Raw genomic sequence first — 23,814 nt, forward strand, 5'->3', positions numbered from 1 at the left:
TAAGACGAATTACACGCTGAAGTTAAAATTTAAAATAGAAAGTGCGACCACAGGCGCAGTTTCAGTTCTTAACACGCGCTCGCCTATACACCAGTTCACAAAACCTTTCGTATTTGCGCTACTGATTTCAGCCTCGCTCAGGCCGCCTTCAGGCCCAATTAACAGGGCAAGTTCTGGCGTGGCATTGTGTAAGACATTCACTTCATCTTTGTTGGGTGCTAATACCAGTTTGGTGGCTGGCAGATCGGTATCGAGCCATTTTTCCAGCGACATCGGCGGGAGAATTTTAGGCACAATATTCAGACCACATTGCTCACAAGCAGCAATGGCGATACCTTGCCAGTGATCCAGTTTTTTCTGGTCACGGTCGTATTTCAGACGCATTTCGCAGCGTTCAGAGGTGAGGAGCTGAATCTCGGAAACGCCGAGTTCCACCGCTTTTTGAATGGCATAATCCATCCGGTCGCCCTTACTCATGACCTGACCGAGCAGGGCCTTGAATTTAGGTGTACGGTTGCCCGGATTAAAGCTGTTGACCATCACCGTTGCTGTTTTTTTCTGGACGTCGGTAAGGGTCACTTCATATTCGCCACCTTGTCCATTGAACAGGGTGGCTGTGTCGCCCACTTGTGCACGCAGTACTTTACACCAATGGTGAAACACGGTTTCGGTCAGCGCGAGCTGCGTCTCAACCGTTAATTCAGCTTCAATATAAAAACGTGGCATAAAGTACAACTCGCAAAAAGAAAATTAGGCTAAACCAAGATCAGTCACAAGCTGACGGGTAGGCTCGGTATTGTTCATGGTGTAGAAGTGCAGACTTGGCGCACCACCTGCAATCAGGCGTTCACAGAATTTCAGCACCACTTCATGACCGAAGGCTTTAATCGATGCCGTGTCATCACCATATGTCGCCAGTTGCTTGCGAATCCAGCGTGGAATTTCAGCACCAGTACTATCGGCAAAGCGAATCAGGTTGCTGGCATTGGTAATTGGCATAATACCCGGCGCCACCGGAATATTGACACCGGCTTGCTGAATACGCTCAACAAAGTAGAAGTAGGCATCCGGATTGAAAAAGAATTGCGTTAAGGCTGCATTGGCGCCGGCATTTACTTTTTCAACAAAATGCTGAATATCTTTATCAAAGCTTTCCGCTTGTGGGTGCATTTCCGGATAGGCAGCCACTTCAATATGGAAATGATCACCGGAATGTTCACGAATAAAGCGGACTAGATCCTGTGCATATGGCAATTCACCCAAGCCAACCTGACCGGATGGCAAGTCACCACGCAGTGCCACAATACGGTCAATACCTTGTGATTTGTACAGGTCCAGCAATTCGGCAATACGGGCTTTATCATCACCAATACAAGACAGGTGAGGCGCAACCGGTGTGCCTTTGCCATTGAAGTCGTTAATGGTCGATAAGGTACGTTCACGAGTTGAACCACCAGCGCCATAGGTCACCGAGAAAAATTCTGGATTTAAAAGCTGAAGCTCTTGGTGTACGGTCTTGAGTTTTTCTGCACCGGCATCAGTTTTGGTTGGGAAGAACTCGAATGAAATCGGAATCTGTTTTGACATGTTGAAATCCTTTTTATAAATACTTTTTATTCACCCTCTCCCTGACCTCTCCCAAAGGGAGAGGAGTATTCATTACTGAATAACGCAGAGTCTTGGCTCAAATTACTTAAATTTCACAAGTAAAACTCGTAATGTAAATGATTTGAGAGTTCACCCTCTCCCTATGGGAGAGGGATGGGGTGAGGGCTAATTAATATTTATAAGCATCCGATTTAAACGGACCTTCAACCGCTACACCTAAGTAGTCCGCTTGTTCTTGCGTCAATTGCGTCAGAACGCCGCCAAAACCTGCAACCATTGCAGCTGCAACTTCTTCGTCCAATTTCTTCGGAAGCAGTTCAACGCGAATCGCGGCTTGTTTTTGATCTTCAGGAAGATCAGCAAATTTCTCAGCGAACAAGTGCATTTGACCTAAAACCTGGTTGGCAAATGAACCGTCCATCACGCGTGATGGGTGACCTGTTGCGTTACCCAGGTTCACTAAACGACCTTCAGACAGCAGGATCAGGTAATCGTTTTCATTTTCTGAACGATACACCTGGTGAACTTGAGGTTTCACTTCAACCCACTTGTAACCACGTAGGTAGTTGGTGTCGATTTCAGTGTCAAAGTGACCGATGTTACATACAACAGCACCTGCTTTTAATGTATCCAGCATGGCAGCGTCACAAACGTGGTAGTTACCCGTTGTTGTTACGATCAGGTCAGTGTTTAAAAGAAGGTCAGCGTTAACGTCTTCTTTCTTGCCGGTTTGAACACCATTTTTGTATGGAGAAACCACTTCATAACCGTCCATGCAGGCTTGCATTGCACAGATAGGATCGATTTCAGAAACACGTACGATCATGCCTTCTTGACGAAGTGATTGCGCAGAACCTTTACCTACGTCACCGTAACCAATGACCAGCGCACGACGACCAGATAAAAGCATATCGGTTGCACGTTTGATGGCATCGTTGAGTGAGTGACGGCAACCGTATTTGTTGTCGTTTTTAGACTTGGTTACTGAATCGTTTACATTGATTGCAGGTACTTTCAGAGAACCGTCTTTCCACATTTCAAGCAGACGTTGTACACCTGTGGTGGTTTCTTCAGTAATACCGTGGATTTTCGCCAAAACTTCTGGGTATTTTTCATGAACAAGTGCAGTTAAGTCACCGCCATCGTCCAGAATCATGTTGGCATCCCAAGGCGTGCCATTTACGTTAATTTGTTGCTCTAAGCACCACACGTATTCTTCTTCAGTTTCACCTTTCCAAGCGAACACAGGAACACCAGACGCAGCAATGGCAGCAGCAGCGTGGTCTTGAGTCGAGAAGATGTTACAAGAGGTCCAGCGTACTTCAGCGCCAAGTTCAACCAAAGTTTCGATCAGAACAGCTGTTTGGATTGTCATGTGGATACAACCCAGGATTTTAGCGCCAGCAAGTGGTTTAGCCGCAGAGTAGCGTTTACGCAGACCCATCAGGGCTGGCATTTCAGCTTCTGCAAGTTTGATTTCTTTACGACCGAAGTCCGCTAAAGTGATGTCTGCTACTTTGTAATCAGTAAATGAAGCATTAACCGCGTTCATCACGATCTCCTTAATAAAAACAATTGATCATTCAGTTCGCGGATGCCGTTGTTGATCAAAGCGGATGTTTGACCGATGGTCGAGCCTAGCGCTTTTACATTTCGTACCTGTAAAACGTCGCAGCATCCCTCGACTAGCGCAGTATTGTACTTGGAAATTGCCCAGAGTTCCAATCTGAAATTGTTGAATATCTGGCTAAACTGTTCCGGTTTCTCGCTGTAGTGTTCTTTGATCTCCAAAACAATTAAAAATTCCGGCTAATCCAGCGCCTATCTCCATGCATCAATATAAAAAAGCCCATCATCTGATGAGCTTTTGATCGGGTTGAGTGGGTTACTCGGCAGCTTTGGCTTTTTCGGCCCAGTAATCTGCCTGTGCTTCATTAATCTCGACCCCCAGGCCATGTTCATAAATACAAGCCAAATCGCGCATGGCCTGTGCATCACCGAGTTCAGCCGCTTGCTGAACCAAATTTACCGAGGTCGGAATATCTTTTTCTACCACATTCCCACGACGATAATAGCCAGCCAGCTCCAGAATTGCGCCTGCATGTTTCTGTTCGCTTGCTTGTTTCAACCAGTAATAGGCTAACTCAAAGTGAGTTTTGGAATCTTCAGGATCATCTTCCTGCACGTCTTTGGCATAGACGGTATAACCTTCGCCCAACCAGTACATGGCTTCCAAATGACCATTTTCAGCGGCTTTTAAGGCCCATTCTTCAGCCAGCAGGTTGTCATCTTCATGCTCGCTTTGCATATACAATTCAGCCAGCTCAAACTGGGCATCGGCTTGGCCTGCAAGCGCACGGTTAATCAGGGCGGGAGGAACAGTGATGGCGTCCGACATGGTCATATCCAGAAAATATTTGCTATAAGCCTAAAAGGTCTGCCGGAAAAAAGCCAATCTGAAATGAAATGTTTTGAGTCATAACGCAAAATTGCTCGCTAAATTGTGGTAATTTTCAACTTTTAAAATATCAAGTATAGTGCAAATGACTATATAAAATTACAACAATAGCCTTGTATTTTAACCCTAAATTCTCCGAAGATAAGATTTTAAACGGTTATAAAAATGGAGTTTCCATGCAGCTCACTAAAACCTGTCTTAGCTTGGGGTTAGCCATGAGTATCTCTCAGTTTGCTTTTGCAGATTGGGTGGATGATGCCGCTACAAAAGTCGAGCAGCATACCATTCAATTGCGTCATCATATTCATGCCAATCCTGAACTTGGCAATATGGAATTTAAAACGTCGGAACTGGTGCAAAAAGAATTACGTTCTTACGGCATTGAAGTGAAAAAAGGCTTTGCCAAAACCGGTGTGATTGGCGTATTAAAAGGTGCAAAACCGGGTCCAATTATGGCCTTACGTGCCGATATGGATGCCTTGCCGATGGAAGAAAAAGCCCAGGTACCTTTTGCCAGTAAAGCCAAAGGTATTTATCAGGGCGCAGAAACACCGGTTGCGCATGCCTGCGGACATGATACCCACACTGCCATGCTGTTAGGTGCGGCCAAGGCACTGGCAGAGAATAAAGATAAAATTGCCGGAACCGTGGTCTTTGTATTCCAGCCTGCGGAAGAAGGTGGTGCCGATATTGATAACTTCCTGAATGGTGATCAGGTCGGTGCACGTAAAATGATTGCCGATGGCGCACTGAATAATCCAAAACCTGAAGTGATTTTTGGGATGCACGTGATGGCAGGTATGCCAAGTGGCAATATTTTCTATAAAGATGGTGTGGCTTTAAACAGTGCCGACAATATTCGAGTGACTTTAACCGGTCAGCAGGTACATGGTTCAATGCCGTGGAAAGGACGTGATTCTATTGTCGCCGCGGCTGATATTATCCAGAATTTACAGACCATGGTGTCGCGCCGTGCCGACTTGAGTAAAGGCATGGGCGTGGTTAGTATCGGGCAGATTCAGGGTGGTACCAGTGGTAATATCTTGCCTGAACAGGTTTCGATGATCGGAACCATTCGTTCCAATCATGAAGATATCCGTCAAAGCATCTACAAAAACCTGCCAACCATGATTGATCACACCGCGCAAGCCAATGATGTAAAAGCCAAAGTGGAAATTTCACCGTATGCGCCGGTCACCACCAATGATAAAACCTTAACTGAATTGATGGCGCCATCTTTAATTCAGGCCGCGGGTGAAGGTAAGGCGCATGTTTTAGAACATAACCAGAGCGCCAGTGAAGACTTTTCTTATTATGGCCAGCTGATGCCATCTTTATTTGTATTCCTAGGTGCGACACCAGCTGATCAGGATATGAGTAAAGCCGCACCGAACCATAACCCGTACTTTATTGTCGATGATAAAACCTTAAAAACCGGGGTAGAGTCGCATATGCGTTTTATTCTGGATTATCCAAAAGTTGCCAGCCAGGTACAAAGTGCATGGAAGGCGAAAAAATAATACTCTTGAATATATAAATCCCAAGAGCGAAAAAACGGAGCAGATCGGCTCCGTTTTTTATGACTCATAGATAGAACAATCAAATATCCGCTTTGAAATATAAAATTGAGCAGGAGAGAGTTAGGTAATAACGATGGAAGTTTAACGGAACCCATATATCAAAATAGCCTACGTTATTTAATCTCTTTTACCTCTCAGAACCTGATCATGCGTTAATTATAAAATGAAGATTAAATATTCCTTGTTTGCGTCTGTTATGACTTAGAGAGAAAACCAGGATAAGGGAGTTTTTGATTTATCAGAGGATGGATAACAGCAGTCGATGTAAACCAATTCATCTTTAATTTAAATTACTTACAAAAATAGAGTTGAGCGGAGCCGTAGCATTTTTTAAGTTAGACCCATACAACGGAACAAAAAAAGAGAAGAAAAAAATGGTGAACTTTCTAACCGCAGAAGATGCAAAAGTGCTTTCGGCGCATGCCAATCTGGACATCAACCTGTATAAAGCGCGTTTAGCCAGTTTAATTGAAGAGAATGCCAAGCAGGGCAACACTGCAGTATTTACGGTATTGCCCAAACATTTGCCTTTGGAAGAAATCCGTAATCTCTCCGCCGAACTGACCCAGCTTGGTTATCAGGTGCGTTTTGAGGTCAGTGAATTCTTTTACAGTTTTAATGTGTACTGGATTTAAACTCGTCCGAAATTTACGCGTTGGCCTGATAGTCCTGAATGACTTCTAACGCCGCACGGAAGGCCTCTTGCGTAGCCGGTGCGCCGCAATAGGGCAGGCTATGTAGCAGCACTTCCTGAATTTCTTCCACTGTCGCGCCATTATTTAAAGCCCCGCGTACATGACCTTTTAATTCAGTCGGGCTTTTGAGCGCAGTTAAAAAGGCAATTGTCACCAGTGAACGATATTTGCGCGGCAATACATCTTCACGTTGCCAGGTAGAACCCCAGGCATGTTCATTAATCCAGTCCTGCAAAGGCTGGGTAAACGGCACAGTATTGTCCTGCGCACGTTTCACAAAACTTTCACCCATGACTTCTGTACGTACTTTTAAACCATTGTCATAATCTTGTTGTGACATCTTGTTTCCCTCAATATTGTTTTCGATGTAGCTTAACGGCTTATGCAGTCTATACCATTGGAAGATGGTCGTAGAATGCCTGTCAGAAGTGTCATTTCCAGTCCATAAAAAAGTGGCCCGAAAGCCACTTTATTCAATATTCAGCATATAACTAAAAACGGATAAACGGTTCCGGATCCTCTTTATGATGATCTGTGGCCAGTTGTGCGGTGCCACCGGTTTTCGGTTCTGCTGAAGTTGCCGGAGGATGAGCTTCCGTATCGACACCTAAAGGTTCAATTAAATGCGGATTGTCTAGTGGCAGGGTCTGTTCCAGCTGCATATCGAAAATATCGGTCAGAATACTGTCAAAGCGCTGCGCGTTATAACTGAGTAGCTGGCTAGCTTCTTCGGGTTGAATCGCGCCGGTATTTAGGGCATCGGCAATGTGTTCTTCAAAACTGAGGCCATCAAAACTGCCTTTGGCTTCAGCTTTTTTAAAGCGATCCCACAGCGGTTCAATCTCGGTTAAGCTCTGGAAGGTACTTTCCATCCGGCCAAAGACATCGTCCGGGTCCGTGTTATAGAAAACATGCTGTTTCAGCTGCTGGCGAAAAGCATTGTCCTGCATCATGCTCATGGCCACATCACGTTTCAGCTGATCGCTTGGTGGCTGCAAGGCACGGCCCCACGGGAAGCAGATCAATTTCACGACGCCAGCCGCCAGCTGCATAGGGAAATTATTGAACAGTCCAAAGAAGGCTTCTTGTGCATTAAACAGTGCTTTGTCTAAAGCCAGTTGCGCATGCAGTTGCTCATCTGCGGTTTTTTGCCCATGTGCATAGTATTTTAAGATGGCGGTGGCAATAAACAGCTGCGCATGAATATCGGCCAGGCGTCCGGACAGCATTTCCTTGCGTTTAATATCACCGGCCAATAAACCCAGACACATATCGGCAGTCAGGGCAAAGGCCGCACTAAAACGGTTGATGGTTTTGTAATAAGGCCGGCTAAATTCATCGGCTTGTTGCGGAGCATCGGATGAACCGCCAAACCAGCCAAAGGCAAATGCGCGCGCAGTCCGGTTAAAGGTATAACCGAGATGATGGTAGAACAGTTCATTAAATTGTGTCAGCGCGGCATCTTTATCAGGGGCTTGTAGCAGTTGTAATTCTTCATACAAATACGGATGGCAACGCATCGAACCCTGGCCAAAAATCATCAGCGAGCGGCTTAAAATATTGGCCCCTTCAACGGTAATGGAAACTGGAATGGCCTGATAGGTCAGCGCCAGAAAGTTCCGTGGACCCAACTGGATGGCGCGGCCACCGACCACATCCATACCATGATTAACCACACGGCGCATAGACTCTGTGGCATAGTACTTGGCCATCGCGGTCATCACGGCAGGTTTGCCGCCCTGATTCAGTCCACAGGTCACCAGATAGCGAAAGGCTTCCAGCATATAGGTTTCACTGGCAATATCACTGGTGACTTCCTGTACGCCTTCAAATTTCCCCACCGACAACTTGAATTGCTGGCGGATTCGCGCAAAAGCACCGACATTTAAATAGGTCATTTCCCCGGCAGCGGTTGACAGTGCCGGTAAGGAAATCCCGCGACCGACGGCCAGACATTCCATTAACATGCGCCAGCCTTTACCGGCATTTTCCACACCACCGATAATCCAGTCGAGTGGAATAAACACATCCTGACCTTCGACCGTGCCATTCATAAATGGTGAACCGGGATGATGGCGCGGCCCGACTTTCACTCCGGCGTGATTGGCCGGCAGCAGCGCACAGGTAATGCCGTAGTCGGTTTTAGTCTTATCGCCGAGTAAACCGTCCGGATCATACAGTTTAAAAGCCAGACCAATCACGGTGGCAATGGGTGCCAATGTAATCCAGCGTTTGGAGAAATTCATTTTCAGACCCAGTACGTGCCGGCCTTCAAACTGGCCATAGCAGACCACGCCAGTATCGGGGATGGCACCGGCATCGGAGCCGGCTTCCGGGCTGGTCAGCCCAAAGCAGGGAATTTCTTCGCCTTTGGCCAGACCGGGCAAGTAACGTTTTTTCTGCTCATCGGTACCGTAGTGCAGCAGCAACTCACCCGGGCCTAAGGAATTGGGCACCATACAGCTGACCGCGGCGGTTAGGGAGCGTGAGGCAATTTTGCTCATAATCCGGCTTTGCGCAAAAGAACTGAAAGCCTTGCCGCCGTATTCCTTGGGAATAATCAGGCCCAAAAATCCATGGGTTTTAATAAACTGCCAGGTTTCAGGAGATAAATCTTTGTGCTTATGATGGATTTCCCATTCATCCAGCATGTTGCACAGCTGTTCCACTTCATTGTCTAAAAAGGATTGTTCCTCCGCACTGAGCGTAGGATAGGGATATTGCTCAAAGGTATCCCAGTTGGGCGCACCCATAAACAGCTCTTTTTCCCACCAGCTGGTGCCGGCATCCAGTGCTTCACGTTCGGTGCTGCTCATGCTTGGCATGGCTTGTGACAAAGCCTTATACGCGGGTTGGGTGATGATTTTCATGCGCAAGGCATCCACCATCACAATTATGCTCAGCACAATTAACGGAATGCCTAAAATTAAGGACCAGGGATTAATAAAGGCAGAGACAATACTGACCGCGATCAGGGTCATGGCACCGCTGTTGCGAGACAGCTGAAAATAGAAAATCGCCCACAGTGTAAAAACAAGAATGACGATACTGAGTATAAAAAGCATTATTGTATTTCTCCCGGCTGCTACAGCATCACCGTGCCTGCAAGGAAAAATGAAAGAAATGCTGCTTCATTTTGTCTGAAGTCATCCGGTGAAGGCTGTTCTTGGAACTTCGGTATCGTTTTTTTAAATATCAAGACCATCAAAACGATTGCTAAAAACAAACTCTATGGATGAAGATTGGTTGAAAAATGATCGACATTCAAGTAAGAACGCGCAAAGAAATGTGAAGATAAGTAAGGGTTTAGCAGCTAGGTCAAAGAAGGATAGAAATTTATTTCTGATTTGAATAGGGTATTTTTTTAAAGACGAGCCGTATTTGGGTCTAAGAGGAAATAGATGATCTCTCTGGGCTAAAAATTCTGATCCGAGGACGATGTAAAAATTTAAGTAAAAGATGACCTTGTAAAAAAGCCCCGAATCCGGGGCCTTGTTTTCTAAGCTTAGTTTTCTCAGCTTATGCTTCGATGGTTTGTACACTAATTTTCTTGGCAGGATCAGTCTTGCGACGTACTGCTGGAACTGGCTCGCCGTAGTATTGACGGTCTGCAAAATAACTTGAGCGCACCATTGGTGCAGACCAGATATTTTTAAAGCCCAGTTTGCGGCCATGTTCTGCATAACGCTCAAATTCTTCTGGTGTTACAAAGCGGTCAATTGGTGCGTGCTGTTTTGATGGCTGTAAATATTGGCCAATGGTCACATAATCTACATCATGTACTCTCAGATCATCCAATAATGAAATCACTTCTTCTTCAGTTTCACCAATACCCACCATCAGGCCACACTTGGTTGGAATTTCCGGGCAATATTCTTTAAACATTTTCAGCAGGTTTAAAGAGTGTTGATAGTCTGAACCCGGACGCATGGCTTTATATAAACGTGGCACGGTTTCAATATTGTGGTTAAACACATCTGGCGGACATTCGGTCATAATGCGCAGCGCAATATCCATACGGCCACGGAAATCCGGAACCAGAATTTCCAGCAGGGTATTCGGACTTAAGGCACGCGCTTCTTTAATACAGTCAACAAAATGCTGTGCACCGCCATCAAGCAGGTCATCACGGTCTACCGAGGTAATGACCGCATATTTCAGACCCAAGTTGGCAATGGTTTCAGCCATATGACGCGGTTCATCCGGATCAAGTGCATTCGGACGACCATGGGCAACGTCACAGAACGGACAGCGACGGGTACAAATATCACCCATAATCATAAAGGTTGCAGTACCACCACCAAAACATTCTGGCAGGTTCGGACAGGCTGCTTCTTCACAGACGGTATGTAGTTTTTGCTGACGCAGTGTCGATTTGATCCGTTGAACTTCTTCTGGCGCCGCCATCTTGACCCGAATCCAGTCCGGTTTGCGCGGCGTTTCAACCGTAGGCACAACTTTTACAGGAATACGAGCGACCTTTTCTGCGCCACGAAGTTTAACACCCTGTTCTGGTTTACGGTTTTCAGACATATTCAACTTTTCCACTGTTTTGACGGGGGAGATATTCGAAAAATAGCGCCTCCATTATAACGGACTTGGGTGCAAATAGGAAAAAAACGATATTCATTTAAAAAATGTGGCTATCACGCAATATATGCTAGGTAAATACAGAAAATCATGATGTTTTCAGTCATAATATGCATATGAGATATAAACAGAATAGATTAGTTTAAGGAGCGTTGAATGCCACGTAAAAAAGAGGTGGTTGCCGGAACTTTCGTTAAATATGATGCGGTGGTCCTAGGTTCTGGTCCTGCAGGTGAAGGCGCAGCAATGAAACTTGCCAAATCAGGCATGCGTGTTGCTGTGGTGGATATGCGTGAGCAACTCGGCGGTAACTGTACTCACGTGGGCACAATCCCAAGTAAGGCGCTGCGTCAGACGGTATCCAGTATTATCCGTTACCAGCGTGATCCGATGTTCCAGAAAGTGGGCGACTGGAAACAGTTCACCATGAAACAGGTGCTGCGTAATGCACATAAAGTGATTCAGCAGCAGGTCGATACTCACTCACGCTTCTATGACCGCAATAAAATTGATATCTATCATGGTCGTGCCTATGTGCAGGACAAAAATACCGTGCTGGTATTCAGTCCGGAAGGCATTAAGGAAACCCTGATTTTTAAACAGCTGGTGATTGCAACCGGTTCGCGTCCGTATCGTCCGGAAATTTTAGACTTTAACCATCCACGTGTATTCGATTCAGACAAGATTCTGGATCTGGATTTCTCGATTCAGAAAATCATCATTTATGGTGCCGGTGTCATTGGCTGTGAATATGCCTCGATCTTCATTGGTCTGGACCATAAAGTCGACCTGATTAACACCCAGCATAAATTGCTCAGCTATCTGGATGATGAAATCTCCGATGCCTTGTCCTATCACTTGCGTGAACAGGGCGTGTTGATTCGTCACAATGAGCAGATTGATCATTTGGAAACCTTTGATGATCACGTAGTGCTGCATTTGCAAAGTGGCAAGAAAATCAAAGCCGATGCCATCTTGTGGTGTAACGGCCGTTCAGGCAATACCGATGGTTTAGGCCTGGAAAATGTTGGCTTAAAACCAAACAGCCGCGGTCAGCTGACGGTAAATGAGCAATATCAGACTGAAGTTGAAAATATTTTCGCTGCCGGTGACGTGATTGGCTGGCCATCTCTGGCGTCTGCTGCCTATGACCAGGGGCGCTGTGCTGGTGCCAACATGAGTGGTGAAGAAAATGTGGCACCGGTGACTGATATTCCAACCGGTATTTATACCATTCCGGAAATTTCTTCAATTGGTAAGACCGAGCAGGAACTGACTGAAGAAAAAATTCCGTACGAAGTGGGTCAGGCTTCTTTCCGTCATCTGGCACGTGCGCAAATTACCGGTGATACGGTTGGTGAACTGAAAATTCTGTTCCACCGTGAAACTTTAGAAGTATTAGGTGTACATTGCTTCGGGAATAACGCGGCAGAAATTATTCACATTGGTCAGGCGGTAATGAACAGCCCGAACAATACCATCAAGTATTTTGTAGAAACCACATTTAACTATCCAACGATGGCAGAAGCGTATCGTGTGGCGACCTTAAATGGTATGAACCGTCTGTTCTAAGCGGTTGCTCATACTGAAAAACCCGTAAACACAGTTTGCGGGTTTTTTTATGGTTAGATAAAAAGGATAAATATCCTGCAGTCAAAGTCCTGAACATCGGTGCATATTCAGTATCTCTAGTTCAGTTCCTGCTTAAAAAGGTCGGCTTCCGGCAAGGCTGATACGTTTTAACAAACGGCGCTGCTCGGCTGGAAATGGACGGCGGGAATGCAGGGTAGCCTGATTATCCCAGAACACAATATCACCGACTTCCCACTGATGCTCATAGGCAAATTCTGGTTGAAGCAGATGGGCACGTAACTGGGCAATCAGTTCGCTACCAGCCTGATCGTCATAGTTTTCCAGTTCCACTTCGGTATGGGTATTGAGCCACAAAGCTTTACGCCCGGATTCTGGATGGGTGCGCACCAAAGGATGTGGATAGGCATGGCTTAAAACCGGTTGATCTTTAAAGCGATACAGCGGACTGTTGTCATAAACGCCGTCTTGCGACGAGGCTTGGGTTTTCTGCCGGCGAACAAAAGGGTTGTAAGTAATTAATTGTAGCTGGTCGATATGTGCCTGAATGTCGGCATCTAGGGCATTATAAGCTTTGATGATATTAATCCAGCTGGTCTGGCCACCATTTTGTGGCAGTTCAATAGCATAGAGCAAAGAGCCAAAGGAGGGCAGCGGTGTCCATTGATGATCGGCATGCGGGCTTAATTCACCATGACCAGTATAATCGCCTTGTTCTACTGCATTGGAAACAGGCACGATATCGGGTGGTACACCGCTATCATCCTGCGCGGCCAGTACAGGCGTGTCGGCAGCGGGACGGAAAATTGAACCGAAATAGGTGGTAAAGGCCAGATACTGTAAATCATCCAGCTGTTGCTGTTTGAAAATTAAAACTAAATGTTCTGCCAAGGCCTGTTTCAGCCGGAAAATGGTTTCACCCGATTGAGCCTTGCGCGCATCTAATCCATACACCACCGCACCAAGAGCCTGGTCAGTGTGTGGAACAATACGGATTTCGCTGCCGTCCTGAAATTGATCGGCCTGATGCCAGCGCGGTGCATCATGAATGGCTTGGGAAAGTGGGGTCAGACTGGTCATGTTTAAATTTTTCTCTCAGTGTTATTGCTTCAAGAAAATTTAGAAAAAACCGCAGGCCAAATAAAATCAGAAGAAATGCTAAACTTATGAAAAGGCTATAAAAATAATTGAATATATGATTTATATTCTTTTAATTAAAACAGCAAACAAATAACTGAATTTGCTGTTGATGCTGCGGTTTTTTAAACATTAATGTGCACAAAACGCCTGATTAAAGTATTCAAACAGCTGCGGGGTTTTCATCCATAACAGCAGCGATAAAATAAAAAAGCTGATGATGCACAGGCCAATCAGAATTTTTAACAGCGACATTGAATTAGTCATGCACCACCGCCTGTTCATTCACAAAGAAATGTACCCAGACGCCAAAAGCACTTAGCGCAATCGAGAACATCCAGATGGCATTATAGTTACCGGTTAAGTCATGGTTCAGGCCACCCAGCCAGCCACCGAGGAACGAACCAACCTGATGGGTAAAGAACACAATCCCACTGAGCATGGTCAGATATTTCACCCCGAACATATTGGCTACAATGCCATTGGTCAGTGGTACGGTCGATAACCATAACAGTCCCATAATGACACCAAAGCCATAAATTGTCCAAGTACTGAGCGGTAACAGTAAAAAGGCGATAATGGCAAGGCCACGCAGACCATACAGCCACATCAGTAAATGCGGTTTGGAATATTGGCCGCCCAACCAGCCAGCCGTATAGGTGCCGATAATATTGAATAAACCGACTAAGGCCAGGAAGATGGTACCAGTGGTGGCATTAAACCCATGATCAATTAAATAACCCGGCAAATGAATACCAATAAACACCACCTGAAAGCCGCAGACAAAAAAGCCCAACGATAAAAACCAGAACGGCTTGTGGTTTTTGGCAATCACCAGAATCTGCTTAAATGTTAACGCCGGTTGCGGTTTGGTGGTCGCTGCATTCGGGTCGGTATACATCGGTGCTTTTAAGGTCCATGCCAAAGGAATCAGCAGGGTCATTAGAATGGCGCTAACCACCAGTGCACCTTTCCAGCCTAAATTCTGCAATAACAGCAGTGTGGTCGGCAGCATAATAAACTGACCGAAAGAACCTGCCGCACTGGCAATTCCCATCGCCAGACTACGTTTTGAAGGATGTGCAGCCCGGCCAACTGCAGACAGTAAAATCGGAAAAGAGGTGGCAGAGAGCGCCAGACCTAAAATTAAACCGGCACTTAAATTCAGCAGCCAGCCAGTCGAGCTGACCGCCATCAGCAATAAACCCAGTGCATATAAGGCACCACCAACGGCGACCACAATTTTACTGCCATATTTGTCGGCAAAGGCGCCGGTAACTGGTTGTACCGCACCCCAGATCAGGTTTTGCATGGCAATGGCCAGACTAAAGACATTGTGCCCCCAGCCAAATTCATGGCTCATTGGCACCAGATACAGGCCAAAGGCATGTCGTACCCCCAATGACAGCGCCAGAATAATGGCACTTCCCATCAGCATATAAATCAGGGCTTTGGAAAAATGGGTATCTGACATAAAAAGTCCGGCAGCCAGGAAAGACCTGCTTATGTTAGTAGATTGCCGCGCGGGAGGCGATAGAATAAAAATTAAATAAAAGATAAAATTTTTTTATGGCTGCATCAAAAAAGACAGCCCGAAAGGCTGCCTGATGATGGACTGAAAAATTAAAGTCTAGAAACGGATACCAATACCGGCATAGGCCAAAATCGGATTCACTTCAATATCGGCCTTAGAACGAATAAGTTCGCCATGCGTTGCATCGGTCACGGTAATGGTAGTGTCATTTTGCAGATGTGCATAGGACAGCGAACCAACCGCAAACCATTTTTCATTAAAGTCATAGGTAAAACCAACCGTCGCTACCGGTGCGAACGCATCCGAGGCTTCAAGTTCGACTTTCGGATTGGCATTACTTGGTGTGCCTTCCAGTGATGCACCGGCTTGCCCCTGTTTGATATTGGCAATCATATGACCGGCGGCAATCAGATCCTGTTCGGTACGCGGGTTAATTTCCAGTTCGTTAAAGTAGGCATACATTAAACCTAGGCCGACATAAGGGCGGAATTTATTCACACCGGTTTTGCCAAAGTGATACTGAAACTCAAATGCCGGTGTCCAGGCGCGTGCTGATGCCGCAGGACCATGCGCTTCTAGATCGGTAATGAAAATATCATTTTCAAGCTCTAAATTTCCTAAAGCTCCGCCCATAGGTGTTGCAGTTGCTGAAAAAGGTGCATAAATTTTTCCTTTACCTTGTAAATCGACTTTAGGCGGAATACCAGCTTTCATTTCAAAAGAAATATTGTCGGTAAAAAAGTAATTGGTCATGATGCCCAATGTGGTGACATCATCGGCTTCTAAACCCGTACCTGGATTATCCCATTGACTGAGTCCACGGATTTCAGCAGTTCCACTCAGTGCTGAGGCGACATCAGCATTAATTAAAGCTAGCCCATCAAGAGTAGCCTTTAAGAAAGGATTGACGCTACTTCCTGGTTTGATATTGTCGAGCACCGTTTGTGCTTTGATATCTCCAACTTTTGCAGTTTCACCTTCTTTAACCGCGGTATTAACCTGAAAGGGTTGTGCCTTGCCTTGCGGCATGACATGCAATGCCCCGACTGAAACAGAAAAACGTTTAAAACCATCACCATCTTGCAGGCTAAAATACGGTGAGGCATAAGAAACAGCAGGTAAGGCCAACAGCGTGCTGGCAAATAATAAGGTCTTCTTCATATAAGGGACTCCATGTCCAATTTGTTGCTCGTTTTTATAAGGGCCATTATTTAATAGTTAGATAAAGCAAGACTGTTGTTTTTGAAGAAGATTGTTTTATTACATTTGTAACATTCTTGAAATAACTTTGCTGCTCTGTGACTTATTTATGACTTGTGTAGCTAGAAATGGTAATACGGTTTTTAGGGATGAAACCTGAATATTGATATAAGTATTTGATTTATTTATTTTAAGTTGAAGTTTTAGGCGATAAAAAAGGCCACATCAATGTGACCTTTCTGACAATTTTTTTAGTTTTTACGCCAATGACAGCTTAAGACTGGAAACGTGACAGGTCTTCTTCAGGACGTGCAGTCAGGACTTCCAGACCGTCTTTAGTCACTAAAATAGTGTGTTCATATTGCGCTGAAAGTTTGTGATCTTTGGTCACCACAGTCCATTTGTCGCCCAGTAATTTGGTTTGCCAAACACCCGCGTTTACCATTGGTTCAATGGTAAAGGTCATGCCTTCTTCTAAAATCATGCCGGTATCTGGCTGGCCATAATGCAGCACTTGCGGTTCATCATGGAAGGTTGTTCCAATGCCGTGACCGCAATATTCGCGCACCACACTAAAGCGCTCAGATTCGACATATTTCTGAATGGCATGGCCAATATCACCAATGGTCGCGCCCGGTTTTACAACTTCCATACCGCGGTACATAGCTTCCTGTGCTACTTTGCATAGACGGTTGGCAAGAATAGAAGTTTCACCACCAACGATGTACATCATGTTGGTATCGCCGTGGTAACCATCTTTAATGACCGTGACATCAATATTCAGGATATCGCCTTTTTTTAATGTCTTGTTTTCAGATGGAATACCGTGACACACCACGTGGTTTACCGAAGTACAGATGGTATGCTGGAAGGCTGGACGACCTGGGGCTGCACCATAGCCCAGGCAGGCTGGAATGGCATTTTGTACATTGACAATATAATCGTGACAAATCGTATCAAGCTCAAGTGTGGTTACACCCGGTTTGATATGTGGCTTGATCATATCCAAAACTTCCGCTGCCAGTCGTCCCGCTACCCGCATTTTCTCAATTTCATCTGCGGTTTTAATTAATCGACGAGGCGCTTGATAAGTACTGTTCATGATCTCTAAAAACTTTTGGAAATTTATATGTGACTATGGTATAAATAGCCGCCCATTTTATCAAATGCTTTTTCGTGAATAAATTTCGCGGGCATTGTGCGATGGGGCAACAAAATCCGCACATATATCGTCACATTACTCTGGGTGCCCTTTGGGGTGGAGAATGCGGATATATGGAGGCCTAACCCAAACTTTAAGGTAAAGAAAATGGCAGATTACAACGTAAGCATGCGCGACCTTCTACAAGCTGGCGCGCACTTTGGTCACCAAACTCGTTTCTGGAACCCAAAAATGCGTCAATACATCTTTGGCGCGCGCAACAAAATTCACATCATCAACCTTGAGCACACTGTTCCTGCGTTAAATGATGCTTTGAACTTCGCTAACCAATTAGCAAGCAAAAAGAACAAAGTTTTGTTCGTTGGTACTAAACGTGCTGCTTCTAACATCATCCGTGAACAAGCTCAACGCGCTGGTCAACCATACGTAGATCACCGTTGGTTAGGTGGTATGTTGACGAACTGGAAAACACTTCGCCAATCTATCAACCGTTTAAAAGATCTTCAAACTCAATCTACTGACGGTACTTTCGCTAAGCTGACTAAACGTGAAGCTTTAGAGCGTAGCCGTGAGATGGAAAAACTTGAACGTGCTTTAGGCGGCGTTAAAAACATGGGTGGTTTACCTGACGCATTATTCGTAATTGACGTTGACCACGAAGCAATCGCGATCAAAGAAGCGAAAAACCTAGGTATTCCTGTAATCGGTATCGTTGATACAAACTCTAACCCAGACAACGTAGACTACGTTATTCCGGGTAACGACGATGCGATCCGTGCAGTAACACTTTACGCTTCTGCTATGGCTGATGCGATCATTGCTGGTAAAGAGTACGCTCAAACCCAAGCAAATGCTCAAGCGAAAGGCGAAGAAGCTCCAGCTTCTGAGGCTTAATGCGTTTTTGACGCAAGCTTGTCATTTTTGCGACATGTGATGGTGGCAAAGTAAGCGTCATGTATGCAGGCGGCCCATGAGTATCCTCTGGGCCGTTTCTGTTCTAAAAAGAATTCATTTTCTACCGAATTAGGAGATTCACATGACTGCTATTACTGCAAGCATGGTTAAAGAATTGCGTGACCGTACTGGTTTAGCAATGATGGAATGTAAAAAAGCTTTGACAGAAGCGGGTGGTGACATCGAATTAGCGATTGACAACCTTCGTAAATCTGGTCAAGCAAAAGCTGCTAAAAAAGCAGGTAACATTGCTGCTGACGGTGCGATCACAATCGCTCAAGAAGGTAACAAAGCAATCCTTCTAGAAGTAAACTGCCAAACTGACTTCGTTGCAAAAGACGAAAACTTTGCTGGTTTCTCTGCGAAAGTTGCTGCTGCTGCTCTTGCTGCAAACGAAACTGATGCTGCTAAAATTGCTGAACTTAAACTTGAAGATGGCGCAACTGTTGAAGAAACACGTGTTGCCCTTGTTCAAAAAATTGGTGAAAACATCCAAGTTCGTCGTGCACAAATCGTTGAAGGTGAAAACCTTGCTGTGTACAAGCACGGTTTAAAAATCGGTGTTGTTGTTTCTTACACAGGTGATGCTGCGACTGGTAAAGGTATTGCAATGCACGTTGCTGCATTCAACCCAGTTGCTGTTACTGCTGAACAAGTTCCTGCTGATCTTATCGCTAAAGAGAAAGAAATTGCAGAAGCGAAAGCAGTTGAATCTGGTAAGCCTGCAAACATCGTAGAGAAGATGGTAACTGGTTCGGTTGAAAAATACCTGAACGAAGTTGTTCTTGAGCGTCAAATGTACGTAATCGACAACGAGAAGAAAGTTGCTGATGCATTGAAAGCTGCTAACACAACTGTTGCTCAATTCGTTCGTTTTGAAGTGGGTGAAGGTATTGAGAAGAAAGCAGAAATGAGCTTCGCAGAAGAAGTTGCTGCTGCTCAAGCTGCTGCAAAATAATTTATTTTGCGAAAAAGCCCCGTTTCGGGGCTTTTTTTATGACCAAGACAACAACAGGAAGAACAATGTCGAAGAAAACCAATATGGGCATTGGCGCAGTAATTGTGCTGCTGGTTGCGGCTTATTTAGGTATCGACCTACAACCGCAAAACTCCGGTTCAAATACCTTCACTCAACAGCAGTCTGAAACCACACTGCAAGCTCCTGTTCAGGATGATACCGCCAAAATTGCCCAAGCCTTTCAGCAACGAAAAAATGATGTACAGGTACAAGCTACTGGTACAGTAGTGGCACTGTTAAGTGATGACAATGAAGGTTCGCGTCATCAGCGTTTTATTCTGGAACTTGGCAATGGGCAAACCTTGCTGGTTGCCCACAATATTGATTTGGCTCCACGCATCGACCGTCTGCAAAAAGGCGATACTGTCGAGTTCTTTGGTGAATATGAATATACCGACAAAGGTGGCGTGATTCACTGGACCCATCATGATCCACAAAAACGCCATGTTGATGGCTGGTTAAAGCATCAGGGAAGCATCTATCAATAAGCCCTCCAGCACTGGAGCAAAATGCTTCCTGATGTGTAAGCGTCTTTAGGTTTGGACATCCAGATGCGTGGTGTGCTGGCGAGATTTCCAAGATGGTAAAATCTTGCCTAAATAGGCATCCATACACCAGAGCGGTCCAATCAGCAGGAATTGCAGATCTTTAAAGAACGATGGTTTTTTGCCTTCGACCTTGTGGCCATAGAACTGTCCAATCCAGGCAAAAACAAACAGCGCAATATAAAAACCAACACCAACCGGTAAAATCCAGATTAACCAGGCCATCACCAGAGTCAGTGCTGCCATGGCCACGGCCAGTACCAGATCCAGGCGTGCATAAAAAATAAAGGCCAGCACCAGTAACAGGGCAGTAAGCAGGGCGCTGAAATGCGCAATGATGCCAATAATGGAAAAATAGATGGTCGGTACACAGACCCAGTGAATCAGTTTATTGGTCTTGTTTTGATGACTTTCGCTATATTCATCCAGCCATTCTGAAATTGTTTTCATGCAGTACTCCTTTTGCATTATTTTTCTGAGTTTCCAAGAATGTTCTCACTATAAACGAGAAGCGGAAAACGGTCAAAATGGGGCGGCAAAAATACCTGAAAATCGTAAAATGAGGGAAATAGGGAAATTCCTGTATAAAGGAATAGGGCTAAATGCGCATAGGATGCGTTTTAAGCGCAGAAAAAAATAAAAAGCTACCTATGGATTCAAAAAGTAAGAAAAGCACGCTAAGCGTGGAAATGAATGCAAATCTGTATTTTTAGAACAGATCATTCACTTTGATGACCAGATCAGCGTATTTAAAATCCAAAAAACGGATAGGGAAGTAAGCGTCTTTCCCTGAATTTGGGCATTAAAAAAGCCACCTGAGGTGGCTTTTGGGTCATATGGTGCAGGAGCTTAAACGGGTATTAGGAGTTTGGACCATCTACACGTTCAATGCTGACTTTGGCTACGCCGGCATTGGTAATGCCTAAACGTTTCGCAGCACCGTAAGATAAGTCAACTACACGGTTACCATGGAATGGACCACGGTCATTAACCTTAACGATTACGCTTTTGCCATTGTTCTTGTTGGTCACACGGATATAGCAGTTCAGTGGCAGGCTGCGGTGTGCTGCAGTCATGGCGTTCATGTCGAATGTTTCGCCGCTGGCAGTTTTACGACCGTGGAACTGACGACCATACCAGGAAGCCATACCAGTCTGGCTGAACTTACGAACAGTATTCGATGCTACGGTGTTTAACTTTTCAATGACAGAAGGCTCTTCTTCTGGGATTTCAATTTTTGCAGCGATGGTTTCGCGGCGGATTTTATCACCAGAACGTTCTGTAATTGAAAGGCTATTTAAATTAGAGAAGTGGGTATTAAAGCTTTGTGCTTCTTTGTTTAGCACACGGGCAGCCAGGCTAGAGCTTTCATTGTCGTTATTGAACGATGAAGATTGCACCATTTCGGCTTGCGACTGACTTAAGGTAAATACCGTCGACAGCGCCAGTAAATATTTAATTGAAGAATGCATATGTTTAAAACTCCTGCAGCTTGATGCCGTGAATCAACCCTAAGTGGTTGATATAGCAGACATCATGCCTGTTATTTCACTTTTGCAACCATATTTGACGAAATGGATAATATTCATCGTTTACTAAAGGTGTCTAGTCTTTACACGGAAATAATGACAAAAAATACCAAACCTTTACCTCTTTTGGTTAGATAATAGACAATATTGTAACAATGTATGTGAAAAGTCGGTTTTGTGCGCAAAATCTCGTAAAAAAATCTTGACTTTGTAACTTTTGAGTAAAAATAAGTTCTTATCGACTGACAATTTCAGTACCCAATAACCAGAGTGCAGTGGCATACATACGGCTGCGGTTATAGGTGGTAATCACCTGAAAGTTTGGATAGGTGATGTAATAAATTGGACCATAATTTTCTTGTAATTGAATGACATTGACCAGATCGAGGTCATCAATTTTCACAATCGGATTCAGCGGACTGATGCCCTGATTTTTCAGCACACCATACGGGGTAGGCAAGGTTAGATCTTTGGCAATCACTGCATCTGGAGTTGAACCGCTATAACGGGCAGGGAATGCAATCGGCTGATTACGCTGCCAGCCATGCTGGGCCAAATAGTTGGCAATCGAGCCAATCGCATCTACTGCTGAATTTCTTAAATCAATATGTCCGTTGCCATCATAATCGACGCCAAATTTAGGAATATTGCTTGGCATAAACTGCGGATAGCCAATTGCACCGGCATAGGAACCGACCACAGAATTGGTGGTAACGCCATCTTTATAGCTCCAGGCAATTAGTGCAGACAGTTCGCTCTGGAAATATTCGGCCCGGCGTGGATAGCCAAAACCTAAAGTGGCCAGCGCATCCCGGGTAATAAAAGAGCCTTTATTGGAACCAAAACCGGTTTCAACGCCTAAAATCCCCAGAATAATCGCTTGCGGCACGCCAAACTGCTGTTCGGCACGATTCAGGGTATCGGCATATTGCTGTTTGAAACGCACACCACGTTGAATGGTGCTTTCAGCCAGAAAATTGGTTTTATAGGCATACCACGGTTTGCTTTCACCGGGACGATTCATGATGTTGATAATATTCGGCAGATTTTTGGCACCGCTCATGGCGCGATCAATTTGCTCGGAACTGAGCCCATACTGCTGCATGGTTTTTTGCTTAAAGTTTGGATAGTCCGGATGGCTGAGGAAGTCATTGGCCTGAACAACACTGGATAAGGAAAGAGCACCAACAAGTAAAGAAAGACGCTGTAATTTTTTATAGAAATAACGATTCAACATATTGGTTCAATTTCCCAATGTATTATCAATTTAGTGACAAAAAGCAGATGGTGTTTAAAAATTAAAACAGGTTGAGCAAAAGTGTCGATTTAAAAAGACAGTTCACACAGGCAATTAAGATAACATTCATTCTGGCGCTACAGGCAAGCGCATATACAAAAAGTGACAAAGCCTGTCTAAAAAATGCGCGCTGTTTGTAACAAAGTTCAACCGGGGCTTCATCATCCCTTCTTTATAGAGAAATGTTGCGGGAAAAGTGGCATAAAAAAACCTGACCGGAGTCAGGTTTATTGAAGGTGTTTCTACTTAGGCATGAAACAGGGTGTCGTGATATTCCGCCAGCGCGACCAGTTCATCTTTGGTCAGATTTGGAATAATTTTATCCACCGCAATATGTACAGCTTTAATAACCGCAGCTGAGCCAATATCAGCCGCTTTACGTTTGATCATGCCCAAATCGAGGGTTTTATTAAAGTCACTCATAAAATGACGCACAGTAGCTTCGGCAAACTGTTTATACAACTCGGCCAAAGCTGACTTGTTAATGTCATTGCCGGCTTTAATTTCGGCATAGGTGTTTTTTAGATTGGTCACCAGGCTGGCATCTAAACTTTCACCGACACGCGTGTTGCCGTCTGCATCTTTAAACAGGCTGCGTTCAGAAAATTCAATTGATTGCTTGACCACATCGTTCGGGGCTTTACTCAACAATTGCTTGAGTAACACCGCTACGGTGGATTTGACATAACCGGCCAGTTTTTCCGCAGTATCGCGTTTGTCACTTGGCGGGAAACGGCGGACAAGCTCGGTTAAAATGGCATCAATGATTTCATCATTAATCATTAATGCTGTTTTATCACGTAATGGATACAGCGGTTCGCTTGAATTTTTTTTCTGCTGCGCAGTTTGAATGGTATTTAAAAGTTCCTCGGAAGGAATAAAACCAAAAAATGGCATCTGTTAACCTCAATGTTTTT

General features: G+C 44.9%; 22 protein-coding genes. 6 read left to right on the forward strand and 16 right to left on the reverse strand.

The genetic code is table 11. From position 1 onward, the window contains the following. Positions 1-9 precede the first annotated feature (9 nt). The 4 genes from FTT64_RS06350 to FTT64_RS06365 all read right to left on the reverse strand — a co-directional run bounded on the left by FTT64_RS06350 (position 10) and on the right by FTT64_RS06365 (position 4,006). Positions 10-726: a 16S rRNA (uracil(1498)-N(3))-methyltransferase gene (locus tag FTT64_RS06350; protein WP_005179155.1), complete on the reverse strand. Its 717-nt coding sequence runs from the start codon at positions 724-726 to the stop codon at positions 10-12. A 24-nt stretch (positions 727-750) separates the two neighbouring features. After that, positions 751-1,587, reverse strand: coding sequence for a methylenetetrahydrofolate reductase [NAD(P)H] (gene metF, locus FTT64_RS06355; protein ID WP_016659212.1), 837 nt, complete (start codon positions 1,585-1,587; stop codon positions 751-753). A 190-nt stretch (positions 1,588-1,777) separates the two neighbouring features. After that, the gene (gene ahcY / locus FTT64_RS06360) at positions 1,778-3,160 is read right to left on the reverse strand and encodes an adenosylhomocysteinase (protein ID WP_005179150.1); all 1,383 of its coding nucleotides are present in this window, start codon (positions 3,158-3,160) and stop codon (positions 1,778-1,780) included. A gap of 333 nt (positions 3,161-3,493) precedes the next feature. After that, positions 3,494-4,006 (reverse strand): tetratricopeptide repeat protein, encoded by a 513-nt coding sequence (locus FTT64_RS06365; protein WP_156189256.1) that lies wholly within the window; start codon positions 4,004-4,006, stop codon positions 3,494-3,496. Between the two features lie 236 nt (positions 4,007-4,242). Between FTT64_RS06365 and FTT64_RS06370 the strand changes: the two genes are divergently transcribed. Both FTT64_RS06370 and FTT64_RS06375 read left to right on the forward strand, forming a co-directional pair. Further along, entirely contained in the window at positions 4,243-5,586 is a 1,344-nt protein-coding gene (locus FTT64_RS06370; protein WP_160241160.1) for an amidohydrolase, read from the forward strand. Positions 5,587-6,020: 434 nt separating this feature from the next. Beyond that, positions 6,021-6,281 (forward strand): hypothetical protein, encoded by a 261-nt coding sequence (locus FTT64_RS06375; protein ID WP_005179143.1) that lies wholly within the window; start codon positions 6,021-6,023, stop codon positions 6,279-6,281. Between the two features lie 13 nt (positions 6,282-6,294). Here the strand turns inward: FTT64_RS06375 and FTT64_RS06380 are convergent, their stop codons facing one another. From FTT64_RS06380 to lipA, 3 genes are all read right to left on the reverse strand, one after another. Then, on the reverse strand, positions 6,295-6,681 hold the full coding sequence (locus FTT64_RS06380; protein WP_005179142.1) for a carboxymuconolactone decarboxylase family protein: 387 nt from the start codon (positions 6,679-6,681) through the stop codon (positions 6,295-6,297). A 151-nt stretch (positions 6,682-6,832) separates the two neighbouring features. Then, positions 6,833-9,406: an acyl-CoA dehydrogenase gene (locus FTT64_RS06385; protein ID WP_180182156.1), complete on the reverse strand. Its 2,574-nt coding sequence runs from the start codon at positions 9,404-9,406 to the stop codon at positions 6,833-6,835. 454 nt (positions 9,407-9,860) lie between these two features. Beyond that, the gene (gene lipA, locus FTT64_RS06390) at positions 9,861-10,874 is read right to left on the reverse strand and encodes a lipoyl synthase (protein WP_180182155.1); all 1,014 of its coding nucleotides are present in this window, start codon (positions 10,872-10,874) and stop codon (positions 9,861-9,863) included. Positions 10,875-11,087: 213 nt separating this feature from the next. On the opposite strand from lipA, the gene sthA reads away from it, so the two are divergent. After that, positions 11,088-12,503, forward strand: a complete 1,416-nt coding sequence (gene sthA, locus FTT64_RS06395) for a Si-specific NAD(P)(+) transhydrogenase (protein WP_005179136.1) — start codon at positions 11,088-11,090, stop codon at positions 12,501-12,503. Positions 12,504-12,635: 132 nt separating this feature from the next. Here the strand turns inward: sthA and FTT64_RS06400 are convergent, their stop codons facing one another. The 5 genes from FTT64_RS06400 to map form a co-directional block, all read right to left on the reverse strand. Further along, a complete protein-coding gene (locus tag FTT64_RS06400) occupies positions 12,636-13,601 on the reverse strand; it encodes a TauD/TfdA family dioxygenase (RefSeq protein WP_180182154.1) in 966 nt (321 codons plus the stop codon). 189 nt (positions 13,602-13,790) lie between these two features. After that, positions 13,791-13,925 (reverse strand): hypothetical protein, encoded by a 135-nt coding sequence (locus FTT64_RS14420; protein WP_005179131.1) that lies wholly within the window; start codon positions 13,923-13,925, stop codon positions 13,791-13,793. Next, positions 13,918-15,132 carry an MFS transporter gene (locus FTT64_RS06405; protein WP_177155844.1) on the reverse strand — a complete coding sequence of 405 codons (1,215 nt, stop codon included), beginning with the start codon at positions 15,130-15,132 and terminating at the stop codon, positions 13,918-13,920. The genes FTT64_RS14420 and FTT64_RS06405 overlap by 8 nt, the downstream gene beginning before the upstream one ends. 156 nt (positions 15,133-15,288) lie before the next feature. Then, the gene (locus tag FTT64_RS06410; protein ID WP_180046595.1) at positions 15,289-16,353 is read right to left on the reverse strand and encodes an OmpW family protein; all 1,065 of its coding nucleotides are present in this window, start codon (positions 16,351-16,353) and stop codon (positions 15,289-15,291) included. A 313-nt stretch (positions 16,354-16,666) separates the two neighbouring features. Continuing rightward, positions 16,667-17,494 carry a type I methionyl aminopeptidase gene (map, locus tag FTT64_RS06415; protein ID WP_075166964.1) on the reverse strand — a complete coding sequence of 276 codons (828 nt, stop codon included), beginning with the start codon at positions 17,492-17,494 and terminating at the stop codon, positions 16,667-16,669. 207 nt (positions 17,495-17,701) lie between these two features. Here map and rpsB point away from each other — a divergent pair, with 207 nt between their 5' ends. The 3 genes from rpsB (at position 17,702) to FTT64_RS06430 (ending at position 20,014) form a co-directional block, all read left to right on the forward strand. Further along, positions 17,702-18,448 carry a 30S ribosomal protein S2 gene (gene rpsB, locus FTT64_RS06420; protein ID WP_005179120.1) on the forward strand — a complete coding sequence of 249 codons (747 nt, stop codon included), beginning with the start codon at positions 17,702-17,704 and terminating at the stop codon, positions 18,446-18,448. 142 nt (positions 18,449-18,590) lie between these two features. Next, positions 18,591-19,466 (forward strand): translation elongation factor Ts, encoded by an 876-nt coding sequence (gene tsf, locus FTT64_RS06425; protein WP_168414381.1) that lies wholly within the window; start codon positions 18,591-18,593, stop codon positions 19,464-19,466. A 65-nt stretch (positions 19,467-19,531) separates the two neighbouring features. Then, on the forward strand, positions 19,532-20,014 hold the full coding sequence (locus FTT64_RS06430) for a DUF3465 domain-containing protein (protein WP_180182153.1): 483 nt from the start codon (positions 19,532-19,534) through the stop codon (positions 20,012-20,014). Positions 20,015-20,059: 45 nt separating this feature from the next. Here FTT64_RS06430 and FTT64_RS06435 read toward each other — a convergent pair whose 3' ends face one another. From FTT64_RS06435 to FTT64_RS06450, 4 genes are all read right to left on the reverse strand, one after another. After that, positions 20,060-20,521, reverse strand: a complete 462-nt coding sequence (locus FTT64_RS06435) for a DUF962 domain-containing protein (RefSeq protein ID WP_016659199.1) — start codon at positions 20,519-20,521, stop codon at positions 20,060-20,062. A 410-nt stretch (positions 20,522-20,931) separates the two neighbouring features. Next, positions 20,932-21,543 carry a septal ring lytic transglycosylase RlpA family protein gene (locus FTT64_RS06440; RefSeq protein ID WP_005179113.1) on the reverse strand — a complete coding sequence of 204 codons (612 nt, stop codon included), beginning with the start codon at positions 21,541-21,543 and terminating at the stop codon, positions 20,932-20,934. 292 nt (positions 21,544-21,835) lie between these two features. After that, positions 21,836-22,837 carry a lytic murein transglycosylase B gene (mltB, locus tag FTT64_RS06445; protein WP_163141609.1) on the reverse strand — a complete coding sequence of 334 codons (1,002 nt, stop codon included), beginning with the start codon at positions 22,835-22,837 and terminating at the stop codon, positions 21,836-21,838. A 306-nt stretch (positions 22,838-23,143) separates the two neighbouring features. Beyond that, positions 23,144-23,794 carry a hypothetical protein gene (locus FTT64_RS06450; RefSeq protein ID WP_180046603.1) on the reverse strand — a complete coding sequence of 217 codons (651 nt, stop codon included), beginning with the start codon at positions 23,792-23,794 and terminating at the stop codon, positions 23,144-23,146. Between the last annotated feature and the right edge of the window lie 20 nt (positions 23,795-23,814).

Origin of the sequence: Acinetobacter sp. Q186-3, from assembly GCF_013420655.1 — a bacterium.
GTDB lineage: Bacteria > Pseudomonadota > Gammaproteobacteria > Pseudomonadales > Moraxellaceae > Acinetobacter > Acinetobacter indicus.

Coding starts and splice junctions, on each gene's coding strand:
- FTT64_RS06350 (WP_005179155.1), bottom strand. CDS start 726: ATGCCACGTTTTTATATTGAAGCTGAATTAACGGTTGAGACGCAGCTC.
- metF (WP_016659212.1), bottom strand. CDS start 1,587: ATGTCAAAACAGATTCCGATTTCATTCGAGTTCTTCCCAACCAAAACT.
- ahcY (WP_005179150.1), bottom strand. CDS start 3,160: ATGAACGCGGTTAATGCTTCATTTACTGATTACAAAGTAGCAGACATC.
- FTT64_RS06365 (WP_156189256.1), bottom strand. CDS start 4,006: ATGTCGGACGCCATCACTGTTCCTCCCGCCCTGATTAACCGTGCGCTT.
- FTT64_RS06370 (WP_160241160.1), top strand. CDS start 4,243: ATGCAGCTCACTAAAACCTGTCTTAGCTTGGGGTTAGCCATGAGTATC.
- FTT64_RS06375 (WP_005179143.1), top strand. CDS start 6,021: ATGGTGAACTTTCTAACCGCAGAAGATGCAAAAGTGCTTTCGGCGCAT.
- FTT64_RS06380 (WP_005179142.1), bottom strand. CDS start 6,681: ATGTCACAACAAGATTATGACAATGGTTTAAAAGTACGTACAGAAGTC.
- FTT64_RS06385 (WP_180182156.1), bottom strand. CDS start 9,406: ATGCTTTTTATACTCAGTATCGTCATTCTTGTTTTTACACTGTGGGCG.
- lipA (WP_180182155.1), bottom strand. CDS start 10,874: ATGTCTGAAAACCGTAAACCAGAACAGGGTGTTAAACTTCGTGGCGCA.
- sthA (WP_005179136.1), top strand. CDS start 11,088: ATGCCACGTAAAAAAGAGGTGGTTGCCGGAACTTTCGTTAAATATGAT.
- FTT64_RS06400 (WP_180182154.1), bottom strand. CDS start 13,601: ATGACCAGTCTGACCCCACTTTCCCAAGCCATTCATGATGCACCGCGC.
- FTT64_RS14420 (WP_005179131.1), bottom strand. CDS start 13,925: ATGACTAATTCAATGTCGCTGTTAAAAATTCTGATTGGCCTGTGCATC.
- FTT64_RS06405 (WP_177155844.1), bottom strand. CDS start 15,132: ATGTCAGATACCCATTTTTCCAAAGCCCTGATTTATATGCTGATGGGA.
- FTT64_RS06410 (WP_180046595.1), bottom strand. CDS start 16,353: ATGAAGAAGACCTTATTATTTGCCAGCACGCTGTTGGCCTTACCTGCT.
- map (WP_075166964.1), bottom strand. CDS start 17,494: ATGAACAGTACTTATCAAGCGCCTCGTCGATTAATTAAAACCGCAGAT.
- rpsB (WP_005179120.1), top strand. CDS start 17,702: ATGGCAGATTACAACGTAAGCATGCGCGACCTTCTACAAGCTGGCGCG.
- tsf (WP_168414381.1), top strand. CDS start 18,591: ATGACTGCTATTACTGCAAGCATGGTTAAAGAATTGCGTGACCGTACT.
- FTT64_RS06430 (WP_180182153.1), top strand. CDS start 19,532: ATGTCGAAGAAAACCAATATGGGCATTGGCGCAGTAATTGTGCTGCTG.
- FTT64_RS06435 (WP_016659199.1), bottom strand. CDS start 20,521: ATGAAAACAATTTCAGAATGGCTGGATGAATATAGCGAAAGTCATCAA.
- FTT64_RS06440 (WP_005179113.1), bottom strand. CDS start 21,543: ATGCATTCTTCAATTAAATATTTACTGGCGCTGTCGACGGTATTTACC.
- mltB (WP_163141609.1), bottom strand. CDS start 22,837: ATGTTGAATCGTTATTTCTATAAAAAATTACAGCGTCTTTCTTTACTT.
- FTT64_RS06450 (WP_180046603.1), bottom strand. CDS start 23,794: ATGCCATTTTTTGGTTTTATTCCTTCCGAGGAACTTTTAAATACCATT.